At 28.1% G+C, this 17,210-nt stretch carries 13 protein-coding genes; 3 read left to right on the top strand and 10 right to left on the bottom strand.

The genetic code is table 11. The annotated features are described in order from the left end of the window. Positions 1-257: 257 nt before the first annotated feature. The 7 genes from AVBRAN_RS00625 to AVBRAN_RS00595 form a co-directional block, all read right to left on the bottom strand. The gene (locus AVBRAN_RS00625) at positions 258-2,621 is read right to left on the bottom strand and encodes a hypothetical protein (protein WP_239803282.1); all 2,364 of its coding nucleotides are present in this window, start codon (positions 2,619-2,621) and stop codon (positions 258-260) included. Between the two features lies 1 nt (position 2,622). After that, positions 2,623-3,825, bottom strand: coding sequence for a restriction endonuclease subunit S (locus AVBRAN_RS00620; protein WP_239803281.1), 1,203 nt, complete (start codon positions 3,823-3,825; stop codon positions 2,623-2,625). Next, positions 3,822-4,832: a virulence RhuM family protein gene (locus AVBRAN_RS00615; RefSeq protein WP_239803280.1), complete on the bottom strand. Its 1,011-nt coding sequence runs from the start codon at positions 4,830-4,832 to the stop codon at positions 3,822-3,824. Before AVBRAN_RS00615 ends, AVBRAN_RS00620 begins: the two co-directional genes overlap by 4 nt. 1 nt (position 4,833) lies before the next feature. Continuing rightward, a complete protein-coding gene (locus AVBRAN_RS00610) occupies positions 4,834-6,117 on the bottom strand; it encodes a hypothetical protein (RefSeq protein WP_239803279.1) in 1,284 nt (427 codons plus the stop codon). Next, positions 6,114-7,559, bottom strand: a complete 1,446-nt coding sequence (locus AVBRAN_RS00605; protein ID WP_275591998.1) for a type I restriction-modification system subunit M — start codon at positions 7,557-7,559, stop codon at positions 6,114-6,116. The genes AVBRAN_RS00610 and AVBRAN_RS00605 overlap by 4 nt, the downstream gene beginning before the upstream one ends. Before the next feature lie 235 nt (positions 7,560-7,794). Beyond that, positions 7,795-9,669 (bottom strand): hypothetical protein, encoded by a 1,875-nt coding sequence (locus AVBRAN_RS00600; protein ID WP_239803277.1) that lies wholly within the window; start codon positions 9,667-9,669, stop codon positions 7,795-7,797. Next, complete coding sequence (locus AVBRAN_RS00595) at positions 9,662-10,222, bottom strand: restriction endonuclease subunit S (protein ID WP_239803276.1); 561 nt, start codon at positions 10,220-10,222, stop codon at positions 9,662-9,664. Before AVBRAN_RS00595 ends, AVBRAN_RS00600 begins: the two co-directional genes overlap by 8 nt. A 434-nt stretch (positions 10,223-10,656) precedes the next feature. Here AVBRAN_RS00595 and AVBRAN_RS00590 point away from each other — a divergent pair, with 434 nt between their 5' ends. Together AVBRAN_RS00590 and AVBRAN_RS00585 are read left to right on the top strand one after the other, a co-directional pair. After that, the gene (locus AVBRAN_RS00590; RefSeq protein WP_239803275.1) at positions 10,657-11,472 is read left to right on the top strand and encodes a hypothetical protein; all 816 of its coding nucleotides are present in this window, start codon (positions 10,657-10,659) and stop codon (positions 11,470-11,472) included. Position 11,473: 1 nt separating this feature from the next. Next, positions 11,474-11,683 (top strand): hypothetical protein, encoded by a 210-nt coding sequence (locus tag AVBRAN_RS00585; RefSeq protein WP_214117673.1) that lies wholly within the window; start codon positions 11,474-11,476, stop codon positions 11,681-11,683. A gap of 300 nt (positions 11,684-11,983) precedes the next feature. Here AVBRAN_RS00585 and AVBRAN_RS00580 read toward each other — a convergent pair whose 3' ends face one another. Together AVBRAN_RS00580 and AVBRAN_RS00575 are read right to left on the bottom strand one after the other, a co-directional pair. Further along, positions 11,984-13,849 carry a hypothetical protein gene (locus tag AVBRAN_RS00580; protein ID WP_239803274.1) on the bottom strand — a complete coding sequence of 622 codons (1,866 nt, stop codon included), beginning with the start codon at positions 13,847-13,849 and terminating at the stop codon, positions 11,984-11,986. A gap of 430 nt (positions 13,850-14,279) precedes the next feature. Continuing rightward, positions 14,280-14,873, bottom strand: a complete 594-nt coding sequence (locus AVBRAN_RS00575) for a restriction endonuclease (RefSeq protein WP_239803273.1) — start codon at positions 14,871-14,873, stop codon at positions 14,280-14,282. 97 nt (positions 14,874-14,970) lie between these two features. On the opposite strand from AVBRAN_RS00575, the gene AVBRAN_RS00570 reads away from it, so the two are divergent. Continuing rightward, positions 14,971-16,827, top strand: a complete 1,857-nt coding sequence (locus AVBRAN_RS00570; RefSeq protein ID WP_239803272.1) for a DUF1561 family protein — start codon at positions 14,971-14,973, stop codon at positions 16,825-16,827. Between the two features lie 76 nt (positions 16,828-16,903). On the opposite strand, the gene AVBRAN_RS00565 is transcribed toward AVBRAN_RS00570, so the two are convergent. Next, positions 16,904-17,047 carry a hypothetical protein gene (locus AVBRAN_RS00565; protein ID WP_214117680.1) on the bottom strand — a complete coding sequence of 48 codons (144 nt, stop codon included), beginning with the start codon at positions 17,045-17,047 and terminating at the stop codon, positions 16,904-16,906. Positions 17,048-17,210 lie beyond the last annotated feature (163 nt).

Here is a 17,210-nt window from a genome sequence, read left to right as displayed (position 1 = left end):
AACCTTTATTATGTATTTATAAAATAACCATATTGTATCAATCTAATCCAAAACAAACGAAATTCCTATTTTAAATTCCTTTTTATTGAAATAAATTTCGTATGTTTAGGGCTTATAAATTTCCAAAAATACACCAAACAAATTCCACAAAGCCCCAAATGTCACTTGTTTGGTTTTGGAATTTATTTTCGTATTTGGAATTTAAATTCGGAATTTCGTTTGTTTGGCAAGTTTAAGCAAACAAACGAAATTTGGTTTTAGCTTGGGATTATGGAGTTTTTACGCATTGTTTTTTGCAAGGCAAATATACAAAACGCGAAAACTAAATAATAAGCTATATTAAGCCTTGAGACCCCGCAATCTATCGCTATGGCTCGTTTTAGCTCGGGGGCTTTGTCTAGTAAATCTGATGATTTTAGCTCGTCTTTATAGTCTTTTAATGTCTTTTTGGCGTTTAACTTACTTGTTGGCTCTTTGGCTAAAATCTGCTTTGATAAATCTAGTGCCTTTTGGCTGTCTAACTCATCTATGGCTTTATATAGATAATGATTTCTCGCATCTTCTGAAAACGCCCCTAAAAATGGGGTTATTATGCTAGGGTTACATAAAATGCCGATGAACCCTGCCGTTGCAAAGCTTATAAAGGTATATTTGATATTGTTGGCTAATAATATAAAAATCATTGCCAAAATCCCTATAAAAATCATCGGTAAAAACACACTAAATTCTGAAACATTAAAGCTATAAGCCAAACAAAACCAAGCCACGCAAATGGCTAAAAATATAAAAATTAGCCAACCTTTATCCTTGCTAAAACCTTTTAAAACAAATAAAAACTCATAACCCAAACAAAGCAAGAAAATCACAACGCTAATGCCATACATAGCTAAACCCAAATCTACAAGGTTACAAATACTACTTATGATTTTTTCATCAAAAGACAAGCCAAAATTTATCATAAAATACCCGCCGATGACACTTAGGGTAAATAAAAATATCTTTAAAAAATCAGTGTGATGGTCGCTTGTGGTTCTGTTTAATTTCAAAAACCATCTGTCAAATCTTTCTTTGATAGTGATTTTTTCTTCTAACTCTTTTTTATGCTCTAGTTTATAATCAAGTTCAAGTTCTTTTGCGTAAAGCTCTAAAACTTTATATTTACTAGCTTCTAGGATATTATTTGTCTTTAAAAGAGCGTTTTTAAAGATATTTAGGCATTCTCTAACACCTTTTATATCTATCAAATCATTTTTATTTTTTCTTTCATTTTTTAAATGGTTAAATGAATAATCCTTTATATCAACCAAAGGCATATCTAAAACAGCACTAGAACTAAAACTAGCTGAATAAAAATTCGGTATTTCTTTAAACTTGGTTTTGTATAAAATCACTAGTTTTTCAAATACGCTTGATTGAAAATTTGGCGAAATTTCAAAGATAACATCACTAAAATCAATATTATCTTTAACCTTATTTTCTATAAAATCAAAACTTTTAATAAATTTCGTTTGTTTAAAAGATAAATCTTTACTAAAAACACAATTTTTAATCACCAAATTATTACAAAAAGCATTTTCTACAAAATCCACCCTATCATCAAAAGTTGTATCAATAATCTTTATTTTTTGTTTGTATTCTTTTTGCTTTGGGAATTCAAATTTATCTTTAAAATTACAATTATTTATTTCTATTTCTTGAATATCAGAGTTTAAAAAGTTTTTAAAATTGATTTTTTTATAAAAAGTTAAATTATTAAAAATCGCATTTTTATTGTAATTTGCGTTTATAAAATCTTCGGTAAAAATAACTTCTTTTTTAAATGTAACATTGCTGAATTCAAAGCCATTTTTAAATTGTGTTTTCATGAACCACATGGGTTCTTCAAAGACAATATCACTCATATATAGCTTGCTTTCGTAAACCGAACTATTTAAAGGGTTAGAAGCATCATGAAGCAATACACTTTTTTTAAACACAATTGATTTAAAACACAATTCTTTTACATCTTTTATGTGACTTGAAAACATTTCAAATCCATTTTGAAATTCTACATTTATAAAAAATATAGAAATATCTTTATTTATTAAATCCTTAAAAAGGGGTAATGTTGACAATTTTGTATCAATTATTGATATATTTTTTTTGATATTACAAGACTCAAAATAAAGTGAAGCTAAGACACAATAACTCAACACAACATCTTCATCAAAAATACATTCATAAAAACATAAACCGCTAGAAGCTATGTAACTTAAAAATATTTCTTTCATTTCAAATTTACATCGATTAAAATAAAAGCTCATATTATTATTTTTTATCATTGTATTTGATTCTTGGGTGGAAATATAATTATTGCAAGAAAATATATTAATCATACTGAATAAATTTTCAAATGATTTGTCAAATACTATATTGTTAAAATGTATCCGCTTTATTTTTTCAATACCATTAATCCTTTTAGCCATATTAATACTTTGAATCTTAAAACGATTTTCTTTCTTTGAAAAAATATTAACAGAGTAGAAACCTTGTTCGATAAAATTAACCACCACATTTAAATTAGAATTATCTGTTTTTAATAATTCTAATATATCTTTTTTTATTTCTAAAATTTCAGTCATTTTACACCCTAATGTTTCCAGTTAGGAGTTCGGTGAGGAGGTGGGATTTGAGGGTGGTTTGGGTTGTTATTAGCTCATTTAGACACTCCAAACGCTCATCACACGCACTTAAGACTTCCCCTATCTTCTTCTGCTCTTCTAGGCTTGGGAGTTGTATTTTTATTTTTAAAAATTCAGTTTTAGATAGGTTGTATCTCGTGCTACCTTGTGCTAATTTCGTTAATTTTTCCCTAAAAATAGAACTCCTAAAATAAAAACTAGCGTATTCAGAATTTATACTTTCGTTAGGTCTAAAACCAAAGCAAAAACTATTTAAATATAAATTTTCACATTCTTCTAAAATAACAGATGAAGTTCCTACTTCATGTGGAGTTTCCGATGAAGTGGTAAAGAATATATCTCCCTTTTTTACTAAATTTTGTTTTTCATCATCATTGATTTTGACTTTTTCAAAAATGCTTGTTTTTACAACCCTATTATCAAAAATATTTTTATATGTAATATAGTTTGAATTACCATCTTCAAAATCTTTTGCTTTTTTACCTGAAAGCCCATTGTAGGTTGCACCTAAATCATTAAGAGTTACTTCTTGCCAAGGGGTGGTGAAGTTGGCAAAACGGGTTTTGCCACTTAGTAGCTCGTTCATTAGGTGGAGTTTTTCTTTTTCTAATTCCGATTTCAAATTCTTTAGATTTTTTATATGCTCATCACAACTACTTAAAATCTCAGCGATTTTAACTTGTTCTTTTAGTGGTGGGAGTTTTATTGTTAAAGTTGCTAATTGACTACCATACAAATGCATCACCGAAATACCTTGAGCTAATCTTGCAATATCCAACTTTGCCACCGAATTTAAATAATATGATAAAAAAGCTCCATTTTGTTTTGTCTTAATAATATTTAAATCCCCACCTAACGCAATTCCATCAAGCATTACGCAAGAAGCCTTTGAAATATCTATGGCAGTCTCACCTGATGCAGGAATTATAATGTCGTTTTTCTCGCTCAAAACTAAATCTTTTTCATCAAGGTTTGTCTTTGAATAAACATTATCAATAATCTCATTGTAAGTTGTATATAACTCGCCGTATCTTATGCAAGGAATACCATTTTCACTTATATCTTTTTTAGATATACCTTTACCTTTTGAAAAAGTAGCTATATCCCCCAGCCTTACTTCTTCCCAGCCCTTTGGCATACTCATGATTTTTTCCTTGTAAGTTTTGCTATGCTTTTGTCAAAATCTGATTGGATTTTTTGAGTTTTGTTAAATATATCGTATTCGGTTTGTGCTTTTTGTATGGCTGTTTGATGAGAGATTTTGCCATTGTCTTTTAAAATCTTGTATTTTCTAAAGTTTAAAAACTCATCTATACTAGCTACAAAATCTTCCATAGTAAAAGTATTTTCCCTTTCTACTAAATCTTCAATATAGTCAAAATACCCACTAACTGCTCTTTCTAATTGTTTTATCTCTTTTTCGCTTAGGTAGTTTTTGGCTACTTTGGTATCTAGCTTTAAAATTCTACCATTTGGAGCGTTTTTCCAAGTGCTTAGTCCCATATACTCTTTGGTACTATCTGCTTTGTTATAGATAATCTCTGCTGCTGTTTGTCCTGTGATAGCATAGTGGAATTTGTTTTGCACTAAGGCGTAAAAGTATTTTGTGATTTCTGCGTTTTTATCATAATCAATACTACATTCTGCAAAAATATCAGTAATCTGCTGCCAAATACGACGCTCACTAGCTCTAATTGAGCGTATGGTGTCTAATAGTTCTTTGAAATAATCTTTGCCAAATATTTGGTTTGATTGTTTTAATTGCTCTTCGTTTATCGCAAAGCCTTTTATGATGTATGATTTTAAAACATTGTTAGTCCAAATCCTAAATTGAGTGGCTTTTATAGAATTTATTCTATAACCAACGCTAATAATCGCATCGAGATTGTAAAAGTTGGTTAGCTTTGTTTGGGTTTTGTCGCTTATGGCTCCGTGTTTTGTGGTTGTTTCCATTTTGGAAATAACCACTTTTTCATCTAGCTCATTGCTTTCAAAGATGTTTTTAAAATGCTTACTAATAGCAGGTGGATTTACTCCAAACAACTCTGCTATGGCTTTTTGAGTAGCCCATATTGTTTCATCTTTTATCACTACGCTGATTTGAAAATCACTATCTTTTATATGGTATAAAATTGTTTGCAAATCATTCATTTTAATTCCTATTTTGTAAAAAATTTATAAGCCAATTATCTGCTTGCTGTGCTAATTTTTCAGATTTATCCTTATATTCTTGCGAATCTGAAATCTTTTCTCTTTGAAAGTCTTTAGTAGGATTACCTATATAATCTTTAAGCCTTTTTGTAAGTTCACTCTCTTGTCTTACAATACCTATAAATTTATTATCTTTATACACAATGGCTCTATTGTTAAATAAAGTAATATAATTTTGTGCAAATCTTTTATCTTTTGTTGCGTATGTTGGAAAGATAAAATCTTCCATAATGTATGAAGTCAGCCCAAAAATTTTTCTCATAGAATAATAATAAGCTATATCCCAACACATATTTTTAACCTTATGAATAATTTTTTTACAATCTAAATTATTTGATTTTAAATCAATATTAACAAACCTACTTGTTTGATGTTCAAAATAATCTAAAATAAATTCTAATAATTCAGAAAAATTGGTTCCATTTTCTTGCATATAATCAAATATATGTTTAATTGATTTTTTTATATCAAAATCTTTACTGTTTTTAGAAATTATCGCCAAAATGAAATAAAAATATATGTAATTAAATTCAGTATTTATCTCAAAATTATTTAGGTTGTTTCTAAAAAATCCACACATATCTTTGAAATGCTTTACATCATATTTTAAAATACTTGTTTGGTTAAAATGCTCTAAATCTAAACTTTTAAACTTACATATGCTTTCTATATTTGAATATAATTTATCCATTTTAAAATTAGTATTATCATATTGTTTTGATAATGTCTCCGTGATATAATGAAAAATATCAATATCAGCTACCCTATTTTGCAAAATATCTTGAATAAAAGGCTCAAAAAACAATAAATCATCTTTATTTCTAAAAACATTTTCACCAATTTCATTATTTTCAATAAATTTTGCAATAAAAGAAACTATATTAACATCTAATGTCATATTTATAGATACCCTAAACTGCTCCTTAAAATCACTTCTTAAAACTATAAAATATTTATACGAATTTAACATATCAACAGTGTATAAAGGTTCATTACCTGAACTATTTTTTATAGAATAAAGCGTATCTTGGTTTGGCTCGTGCCTATACTTTCTTATTAATGGATTATCTACGGCACCTGTTTTATCGTTTGTGCCAACTATAAATGAATATCTTTTAAAATCATCGTATTTATTTAGATAATATTTATATAACTCTAAAAGCTCATAATTGCTGTTTACTTTTTGTAATTTTTCTACAAATTCTAAATATGCTTGTGTAATCATAGTCCTAACTCCTTTAGATACTCATCTAGCTTTGTGCTTTGCTCTTTTAGTTTGGCGTTTAGATTGTCTATGCTTTGCTTTAGCTTGGCGTAGTCTATACTCTCAAGCTCCTGTGTCTCGCTTACATATCTTGGTATGTTTAGGTTAAAGTCGTTTTGCTCTATCTCATCAAGGCTTACAACCTTGCAAAAGCCGTTTATATCGGTATTTCCGTGATAGGCTTTTAGGATTTTGTCAATGTCTTTAAGTGTGTTTTGGTTTTTGCCTTTTTCATAGCAAGAACTTGCGTCTATGAAAATCATTTTTTCGTTTTGCTCCTTGCTAAAAATCATTATACAAGCCGGTATGCTCGTGCCATAAAAAAGGTTGCTTGGAAGTCCGATGATGGCTTTTAGGTAGCCTTGTTTTATAAGACTTGCCCTTATTTTGCCCTCGCTTGAGCCACGAAATAGCACTCCGTGAGGCATTACTACGCCTAAGGTTCCGCCGTTTTTTAAAGACTTTATCATGTGGAGTAAAAAGGCATAATCGCCCTTGCTTTTAGGTGGCATACCGTAGTTAAACCTTGAAAATCTATCTTCCTTTAGCTCATCGTAGCCCCATTTATCAAGGCTAAAAGGTGGGTTTGCGACTATTTTGCTAAAGCGTCTTAAATCGCCATTAGCATCTAGGTGAAGTGGGTTTGTGAGTGTGTCGCCCCACTTTATCTTGGGATTTGGGATATTGTGTAAGAACATATTCATAACGCATAGGGCGTAGGTTTGGGCGTTTTTTTCTTGTCCGTAGATGAAGTTGTTTGTGCCTTTTTGGCTTGCTTTTAGCAAAAGTGAGCCTGAGCCACAAGTAGGGTCGTATATCTCTTCGCCGTCTTTGATGCCGACTAGCTCGACAAGTAGGACGCTCACCATGCTAGGGGTGTAAAACTCGCCGCCCTTTTTGCCTGAATCGCTTGCGAATTTTGCGATTAGATACTCGTATGCGTCGCCTATGATGTCTTTGTTTTCTAGGCAGCTTGGGCGTAAATCAAGGCTTGAAAAGTCGTTTATGAGCTGTTTTAGGGTGGTGTTTCTTTGCTGAGTGTCGCCTAGCTTGGAAGGGTTGTTGAAATCTATGTGGGTGAATATGCCTTCTAGCTTTTCTTTGTTTAGCGTTTCTAGGCTGCTTAGGGCGGTGTTGATTAGCTCGCCTAGGTTGGTGGCGTTTTTGTGCTCTTGTAGGTAGGCAAATGTTGAATGCTCTTCAAGTTTAAAATCTAGTTGATTTAGTAGGGCTTTGTAGACTGAGTCGATGCCACAGCTTTTGGCTTTTAGCAAGGTAGTCTTTTCGGTGTAGGTGTCGCTTAGGTATTTGATAAATAGCATGGTGAGAATGTAGTCTTTGTAATCACTGCCGTCCATTAGCCCACGGAAGGTGTTGCACGCGTCCCAGAGTTTGGCGTTTATCTGGGCGGTGGTGGTTTTGGGCTCTTGTGGGTCTTTTTGGGTGGTGTCGGTGCTTGGGTTTTGCTCGGTGGTTGGCTCTTTTTCGGCTTTTTGTTGCTTGGTCGCTATGTTGTTTGTGGTCTGCTCGACTACTTGATTTATGCTTGCTTGCTCGGCTTTTTGCTCGGAATTTATTTCGTGTATTTTTGTAGAATTTAAATCCGTAATTTCGTTTGTTTGTTTCATCTTATGTCCTTTAAATCGTATTTTTTCTAAATGTCTTTTGCATTGAATAAATACACAAAATCATAATTATAAAAAAGATAAAGTATATCGTATCAAGCTGTAAATCTATCCAAATAGCTTTGATTATATCGTTGTAAGTTTCATTACTTGATTTTACGCTTGTGTAATACATTAAAAGCTTGTTGTCTTTTATGAATTGCTTTATGTCTTGGATATTTTGTGCGTTTTTGGCTGATAGATTGACTATATTTGTGCCAAAATACAAATCGTAAAGCTCTTGCGCTTGGTTTATGCTGATGTTTGAGCTAACTTCGTTTTGGCTTGGTTTTGATTCTTCTTTTGGCTCTTGTTTTGACTCTGAATCTTTTTTAGTTTTTTGAAGTTTTTCTTGATTTTCTACACTTGCTATTTTTAAAGCCTCTCTAATATCTTCTTGGGCGTATTTGCTTAAGGTATTGTCTAGATAATAAATACTTGGTGGAGTTGTGATATTTTTTGAAAAAATCGGAAAACATATAAAACAAATAGCTGTGAATATACTAACCCAATGATAAATAGTTCTACTTCTAACATAAAATACACTTAAAACTATAATCAAAATTATAAAATATATAAATATAAAATAATTGTTAAAAAACAAGTAGGCAATACTTAAAATCATAGCAAAAATACATATCAATCTAAACATAGGTTTTCTAGAATTGCTTGTAATCAAAGCAAATATTATCAATACAATATAGAATATTCCTAGCCTGTAACCAGTAAAATAATCATCTAAAACATGATTAAAATAGTCTATATTAAAAAAGATGAATATTTTAATAATAAACAATTCAAGATATAGTGAAAAAATAATGGCTAGGGTAAAATATATAATCATTGCAAAATTTGTATGATGTTCGCTTGTAATTTCATAAAATTTAAGCATTAAATGCTCTAAAGTTGCTTTCCACATAGAAATTGATTTATTTGTAGTTTTTTGCTTGGATTGTTTTTTATCATCTACAATTTTTCTCAACTCTTTGCTTTTCATATCCCGTTCTGCTCTTAAATATATTTCATAAACAAAAAGCTCTAACTTTTCACATTCTTTAGCGTAGATTTTGTTATTATGTGCTAATGCAATATCTTTAAATTTTCTAAATGTATTTTGTAATTTACTAGCTAGATTTAGCTTTTCTTCATCTGTTTTTCCATAATTATTTATATAATTGCTGATGTCCTCTTTACTAAAGCTTGTGATTTTTTCAAATTCAAAAACCACTTTTTTATAATCATCAAAATATAAATCAGTAGTTTCAAAAACTTCATCAAAACTAGAACCTTCAAAAGAAATGTATTTATTAAATGTTGTATCATTTAGACTGATTTTGCCACTAAAATGTGATGAAATCTTAGCCTTATTCGCCACTTCAAATTCACTTAAACTAAACTCATTTACAAGGCATTTATTTAGATAAAAATCATAACAAGTTGTATTGTATATATATAAATTTATTGATTTTTTATTTTCTTTATCATCTTTGATTTTTAGTTTTTGAAAATTTGAATTTTGAATAATAATTCTTTCTAATTGACTAGAAATTGTTATGTCTGTAGTTTTTGTAAAACTACAACCATTGTAATATATATTTTTTATATCCATAAGTGAAACCAAATCCACATCCTTGTCAAGCCTAATATCATATAAAGCTAATGTAGAAAAGGATATAAGATTGTTTGAAATCACATTTTTAATATCTTCAAAAGGTACTTTCTCTTCTTTTATACCATGTAAAATTAGTATTGCATCACTACAAATATATTCAATAGAATTTTCTTTTTTCATATTGTGTTTGTTTTGATTAAATACATAATCAACTTTATCCATAATCTCTTTAACCATTTAAAATCTCCTTTAAAATTATTGTTTTTAGGGTTTCTTCTTTTGTAATTAGCTCGTTTAGAGTTTGTTTGCGTTCGTTGATAGTTTTAAAAATATTGGCAAATTTATTTTGCCTATCTATCTCAATATATGGAATTGTTATGCTTTTTATATCTTTTACATTTAAGAGCCTTAATGCTTGACCTTCTGCTAGGTTTTCTAGTCTTGAGTGGTTGATTATTTCAGCTACAAAATATGGGTTGAAGGCTTTTGTATCCTTTAAAGTGATTTTTAACATGTGTGATGAAATCAAAAATTCATTTTGGTTTATTACATGTGCTGTTAGCGGGAGCCTTAATCTTATAACAATATCATTTTCTCTTACCAAATAATGATTTTCTAGACTTTGTGTAGCGTAAAATTCATCTATAAATTCATCTTTTATATAATCTTCATCAAATGCTTTTAGGCTTAATAATCTATATGAAAACGGTGTTTTTTCTTGGGACTTTCTTCTTGCTAGAACTAAACCCATGTTTAAATCTGCAATGTCTTCTAGTAAAACTTGTTTCAATAAATCTCCTTTCGTCCCTTAGCTAAGGAAAATAAATTTAAAAGAAAAATAGCAAATTTTTTAGCTTATGTCAAATTTACTTAACTAAGGGACAAAATTATTAATAAACAAATAGGATTATTTTTTGAAGTTAATTCAGCTTATTTTTAATTTGCATGTTATAGATTTATTAAAATTATAGCTTTGTAAATATCCTTAAAAATTTAAGGTTAAATTTTACTTTTTGCAACTTTTGTCTAGGATAAGTTAGTGAAATTATAAACTAAAAGTTAATTTTAAATATTTATTTGGTTCTTTTTAATGTTTTAATGTCTTGTTCTTAGGTAAGTTAAATTATTAAATATGTTTTTAACTTAAATAAGCTAAATTAAAACATATTTAATTTAAAAATATTAATATACTCATTTAAACATTCCAAAGCAAAGGAGTCACAAATGAATAGTGTTAGCACTATTGAAGAGCTAAAAGCACAAAATCCAAAATTTGATTTGGCGCTAGGCGTAAGACTCATAAATAGTGGAGATATTATAGGTGGGGGATATCAAGTAATATTCGCAAGTGAACTAGAAATATCAACGAGTTCAAACATTAGCTATGAAGATGCCGAACAATCCCTTAAGAAAATGGTTAGTCTTATGGGTTTTAATGCTATCATCAATATAGTAAGATCTCAACATACTAAGAGTATGAATGCTAGTGAGACAGCACAAACTCATACAAGTTATAATCGCAACATAATAACTAATAATTTATCTTCATCAATATCTACAACAAATACAAGTTCAACAATTACGGTCAATAATGTATTTAAACTAAAAGGTACTGTGGCATTAATAGGTAGAGAAAATCACGCAAACGGAGTAGAAATTGATTATGAAAGATTAAAGCAAAATTGTATAAATTTCTACGAATGTATAGAATTTTTAAGATATGTTTACAAATCTAATCAAGAGCTAAAAACAATACACCAAGAAAGTAAAAATTATCCAATCAATTTAACAATTATTCTTATTATCTCATTGATATTTGCGTGTAATTCAAGTCTAATTACAGGAACTATAATTTTCGTCGTATATTTCATAATATCATGGCGTTATTATGAAAGCACGATTACTAAAGAAAATAATACATATAAAGATTTAGCATCAATGGAACATAATCTAAAAACTTTGGTGAATAAATACGGCGAAGTTATTTTTGATATTTATCAATTATCACCATATATTACCTTAAAACATGTAGGAGAATAAAATGGATTTAATAACATCACTAGAAAATACAGAAAAGAATTTAAATAAAGCTGGAAAATATTGTGTAGCTTTTGATTTGATGGCTAATACAAGAAAAAATGTATCAGAAAATGAGTTAAAAAATAATATCAGCAAAAACATGGCATTTATACTATTTAAAGCAACCCCTGCTGCATTTTTTATATTTATACTATTTAAAATATTTAATTAAGTCTAAAGCCCTAAAATTAGGGCTTTACTTAAAGTTTTTACAATCATTTCTTTAATATTTTTGAAGCTTTACATATTTTTAATTTTATTTTATTAATTTGTATTATTATTAGCTTGATTTTTTACTAGGAATTTGTTTCGTGTATTTTTATAGAATTTGAAATAGGATTTTCATTTATTTGTTTCATCTTATGCCCTTTAAATCGTATTTTTTCTAAATGTCTTTTGCATTGAATAAATACACAAAATCATAATTATAAAAAAGATAAAGTATATCGTATCAAGCTGTAAATCTATCAAATTATTCAATACTACTTATCCCTAAAATCTCTTTAAGCTTATTTATAACTTTATTATCTTCATCATTTTGCGTATCAAGGTCTAATAATAAAGCCAAAAGCAATTCTAACGAGACTTTAAAATAAGAGTTATTTATGGTTTCAAAGCCTTGCGTTTGATTACTTAATATAAAATCATATAAAATTCTAAGCCCTATATTGTTAAAATAATTTCTATCGTAAATAGCAGCAAAACTTTTCATTCTTAATTTTATTTCTTCATTACAATCTATATCATTAGCAAAATCATATTTTTCCAATAATCTAATTACGTTTATTAATTCCGGCGTTTCTGATTTTTTTAAGATAATATAATTAAATATATCTTCATATAGTTCTTCGAATTCTTTTTTATTATTACATTTATTTTTATAGGCTAATCTTAGTAAAAATAATACTTGAAGCCCAGAAATTTCTTTCCCTAAAAAATCAGTAAGACTATCTCCAATAAATGCAGCATAAAATTCATCCATAATATTTAAATGTTTATATGTTTTATAGCAATTTATAAGGTCATTGTATGAATAATCTAAATTTGAATAACGGCTATTTACAATAATTTGCCTGCACCTATGCCAAAAAACATGTCCAAAATATCCAGTATTGAGATTTAAATCAGCAAGATTATAAATGCGTTCAAAAATATCAGCATAGTAAAATTCTAAAAAATCTTTATCTAATTCTAATAAATTTAATTTTCTCAATTTTGCTTCAATATTGCAAAATATTTTCATAAAGCACCTAATATTTATTTGATGAATTTCTCCGCATTTTATGTATTCTTCCAAACTACATATAAATTTTATAAGCTCTTCAATGCCTTTATGGCTTAATTTAATACTACTTTTATTTATTAATTTAACAATTAAATAGTAATTGCTATTCATATTAAGTTTTAAATTGAAAGTTTTTTCAAAACAATTATGATTTATAAAATTATTAATATTATTTTCAAAATTTTTATCAACTCCCACACCAAAAATCGCTAAAACATGGCATTTTTTAATCTCTTTTAAATGAGATACCAAGCCAAAGACATCTTCTAACCCCATACTTTTTGGGCGTCTTTCTATGTCATCAATACAGATGATTTTATCTTCAAAACCATCTTCATCAAGCTTGTAAAATAGATTTTCAATTCCTGTGATTTTGGAACTTAATCCATTTAAAAGCCTTATTAGATAGTCTTTGCTATCTTGTGATTTTTGATAAATCTCATCTATGGCTGATTTGAAATCATTCTTGCCGTATAAACTTATGTAAATAATAGAGTTTTTATAACTACTAAAAATCCTAATATAAATAAAAAGCCCTAAAAGTATCGGAAATAAAAATATAGGCTTAAAAAAGTCAAAATAACTAACGCAAAAATAAGTTCTAATTAACTTTATCAAATCATCATTTAAACACGCAAGTAAAAACAAACCACAAACAATAGCTATTGATTTTGCTAGATTGGCTGTGATTAGTTCGTATTTTATGGCAATTTTTGGTCTTATAAAATGCTCCCATAAATATGTCTTGCCACATCCCCACTTACCTAGCAATGCTATAGAGTAGTTAGTTTTGTTTTGATTAAAATGATTTACAATGGTTTCTATATTTGCTTGATTATCTTCTGATATAAAATTATCATAAACTTTTAAATTCTCTTCTGATAATATAAAACATAAATAAAGAATAATAAATGTAATATGCAAACTTATAATAAAAATATATAAAAGCCCATAACTTAAACTATCAAAATCGGCAAAATACACCATAAACAAATAAATCATAAAAGTAATTGATAAGATTATAAAAATAATATCCGTTATAAATCTTCTCATTCTTATCCTTATTTTGAAATATTTTACATATTATCCTATCTTTTATTTGATAAAACCTAATGTAAATAATATTATAGTTAGAATATAATTTTTATTAAACTTAGCCAATTTAAAACACTAAAATACAAAAAAATATTTCGTGTATTTTATAAGAATTTCATTTGAAAATAAATATTTATAATCTAGTAAATTTAGCTTACTTGGATTTTATTTATACTCTAAAACATATTATTCGTATCAAACAATATATTTACATTATTTATTGCTAAGCACAATTTTTTTAATTTATATATTCGCCGATTTTTATTAGTAGTGTATAAATTTCCTTGATAAATACCAAAACAACCATATATAAAATAGCTACTTTTATTGATTTTACTAAAATTACAATTCACAAAATAACAAATAAAACTATTTTGTAATTTTCATACTATTCTTCAATATTTAAATACTCTATTAAATCCTTATAATTATTTAAATAATATTCAGCACTTGCTCTTGGCTCACTTGAACTTATAAAAACTTTTTTAATAGTTTTATTTTTAAGCATTTTTTCATTCTCATTAACAAAAACAGCACAATCACCTAAAAATTTCCTTAACAAATCTTGACCTATTTGGCTTTTGTGATTTTTGCACTGAATTAATACACACTCATTTTCTTTATAACAAACCAAATCTATCCCGCCATCGTTTTTACCATTTATAAAGCCGTGTGGAAAGACCTTGTAGCCTTGCTCTTCGTAATACTTTTTAATTTTTAATTCATATAATCTGCCCTTTTTTTCATTTTCGCTTTCTGCTTTGTAGATTATAGATTTTGTTATTTTGTGATAATTTGGCATTTTACTGCTTAAAATTTCACTAAATTTATACTTATTAACAACTTTCAAAATCGCTTCGTCAAGCTCTTTTTCATAAGATTTTAAGATATCTTCATAGTTAGAATTTAATTCTTCTTGTTTTTTAAATTCTATGCTATTTTTGATAGCAAAATATCTTTTTTTAGCATTATTATCACTCATTTTTGCTCCTTAATTTTCACAACTATTAAAAAATATTTGAAATTTAGAATAAATATTATTATAAATTAATATAATCACAAATCTTAAGGGGGAAATTATGAAAAAACTTATATTAATATTATTTTACCTTTCTACAATATTTGCAAATAGCGTCCCGCAAACTCCAGCCAACACAATACAAGATAAGCATTTAATCATAAAAGCTCACGATAATAAAACTTTTTGTCTAGCTCCAAGACAAGTGCATGATAGGGTTATAATCGGTATGCTAGATTGCAAACAAGCAGTAGATACGAGATATGATTTATACAAAAGACTTGCTTTTAAATATAAAGACAATTGGCTATGTGCAAGTCTTAGCGATAGGTTTAAAAGCGGACAAACTAAACAAGATTTCTTTGAATTAAAGCCTTGTGTTTTAAACGATAAATCTCAATGGTTTAACATAACAGATACCTTTAGCTTACCAGCTTACATTGATGTAGAAGTAAAAGAAAGCGAATATAATTTACTAGCTACAAAAAACAAAAACGCCAATAAGATAACCATAGATAATAGCGAAATGAAGCAGTGGCTACAAGCAGTTCCACCGCCTATTAATTACGCTCTTAAAACTTCTATATATTTTCGTTCAAAATCAAATAATAAATTAGAACTATTTTATATTACAAAAAATGGAGCTTCAAAAACACCATTTAATTTTTATTACGATATTACAAGCGGTAAAATAGCTCTTTTTAACCCTAGCAGTGGGACTTTTGAGTGCCTTGAAACTAATCTTAGCAATCAAGACGCTAGTTTTTTAAAGTTTTCTAAATGTAATTTTTACGGATTTGAAAATAGATTTTATTGGAATTTAAATTTATTTGAAAATTCTTATATATTAGATATTAATAAAAATATTTTAGATGTTTCAAGGGGCAGTGAATTAGGAAAATTATTTATAAGTGATATAAATTATTATAAAACCCATTTATCTCCTAGCGTTTTATTAGATGGTAAATTATCATTTGACTTTAGCGTCTATGAATTACGGAATTTTAACGCAAGAAATTTAGGGCTTTTCTCTAGCCATTGTGGTGCAGAAAGAAGAACAAAACGAGAAGTTATATCAAATAGCTTAGCTAATTTTGACCCTTTACAAGCAAATTGGAAAGCACGATTATTAAGCATTGCAAGGACTACTGATAGCAGCACTGATGCTAGTGGGATTTGCGGAATTTGTATGCTACATACTTATGAAATAGTTTCTTTACTAACTCAAGTATATCCACATAGTCCTATATTAAATTATAGTTCTACTGGATATTTATTTGATTATATGGACAATGTATCTCCATTTACTACATTTGCTAGAAGAAACCCTGCGATGTATAATTTAATGGGTGAAGCACTTGAGTTATGGGGACAACAATTGGCTTTAGGTGAAGGACTGTATTCAAGGGGTATTAGGGCGATTTGGGCTTTAACTAGCAGTATTTTGCCAAGACAAGAATGGAGCCTTAGCACTATCACAACTCAAGATAATTTAAGAGCTCAATTAAGGGGTATTTTAAATTCTCCTGCTGGTTCTTTATATATTGCATTAATGAGTTTAGATAACGGCATAGCACACGCAGTTCCTATCATCATTACAAACAACGGAGCAGTAGTAATCCCAACAAATGCTCAAAACATAAGCGAAGAAGATTTTACAAGCTTTATAGCGCCTACACAAGATGAGCATACTTTGTTAAGAAACCTATCTGCTAATAATAGATACAACATACAAGCCATTAGCTTAATTGGTTTAGCTGGTAATAGGGATAATATATTTGAAGAATATTTAAATCAATTTGATTGCACTGGTGGTGGTGATTTTAGACGAGGAAATGGACATATACTAAATCCTAATCACGCTGATACTTGTGATAATGATAGATGTGATTTGATGGAGATTGAGCATAATTTTTAAGAATTTAAATCGCTAATTTTTGGCGATTTAAATCAAAATATTTTAGCTCTTTTATTATAAATTAATTGCTAAAAATTTAATCCTTAAATAATAACTCTACAACCTTTGCAATAATTGCTAAAAAAATTAAGAATATAAAAACTACAAGTAAAAGTCTAAAAACACCTAAGCCAAAAAATAAAAGTAAAGCCAAGATAAATAAAAGTCCTAAAATCCACATATAAACTCCTTTTTAATTTCGTATATCTTAGCAAAAGTAAAGTCCTGATTATGTCTATATAAAAAGATTTTAATAAATTTAAAATATAAATTTTGATTTATAACTTTATAATTATTCTTTAAAATGCAGCGAAATTTTTGGAATTTAAAAAAGGAATTTCATT

It is taken from the genome of Campylobacter sp. RM12651 (assembly GCF_022369475.1).
Lineage (GTDB): Bacteria > Campylobacterota > Campylobacteria > Campylobacterales > Campylobacteraceae > Campylobacter_E.
Note: the sequence above shows the minus strand (reverse complement) of the source record. Positions and strands in the feature narration are given on the sequence as shown.

Coding starts and splice junctions, on each gene's coding strand:
- AVBRAN_RS00625 (WP_239803282.1), bottom strand. CDS start 2,621: ATGACTGAAATTTTAGAAATAAAAAAAGATATATTAGAATTATTAAAA.
- AVBRAN_RS00620 (WP_239803281.1), bottom strand. CDS start 3,825: ATGAGTATGCCAAAGGGCTGGGAAGAAGTAAGGCTGGGGGATATAGCT.
- AVBRAN_RS00615 (WP_239803280.1), bottom strand. CDS start 4,832: ATGAATGATTTGCAAACAATTTTATACCATATAAAAGATAGTGATTTT.
- AVBRAN_RS00610 (WP_239803279.1), bottom strand. CDS start 6,117: ATGATTACACAAGCATATTTAGAATTTGTAGAAAAATTACAAAAAGTA.
- AVBRAN_RS00600 (WP_239803277.1), bottom strand. CDS start 9,669: ATGGTTAAAGAGATTATGGATAAAGTTGATTATGTATTTAATCAAAAC.
- AVBRAN_RS00590 (WP_239803275.1), top strand. CDS start 10,657: ATGAATAGTGTTAGCACTATTGAAGAGCTAAAAGCACAAAATCCAAAA.
- AVBRAN_RS00585 (WP_214117673.1), top strand. CDS start 11,474: ATGGATTTAATAACATCACTAGAAAATACAGAAAAGAATTTAAATAAA.
- AVBRAN_RS00580 (WP_239803274.1), bottom strand. CDS start 13,849: ATGAGAAGATTTATAACGGATATTATTTTTATAATCTTATCAATTACT.
- AVBRAN_RS00575 (WP_239803273.1), bottom strand. CDS start 14,873: ATGAGTGATAATAATGCTAAAAAAAGATATTTTGCTATCAAAAATAGC.
- AVBRAN_RS00570 (WP_239803272.1), top strand. CDS start 14,971: ATGAAAAAACTTATATTAATATTATTTTACCTTTCTACAATATTTGCA.
- AVBRAN_RS00565 (WP_214117680.1), bottom strand. CDS start 17,047: ATGTGGATTTTAGGACTTTTATTTATCTTGGCTTTACTTTTATTTTTT.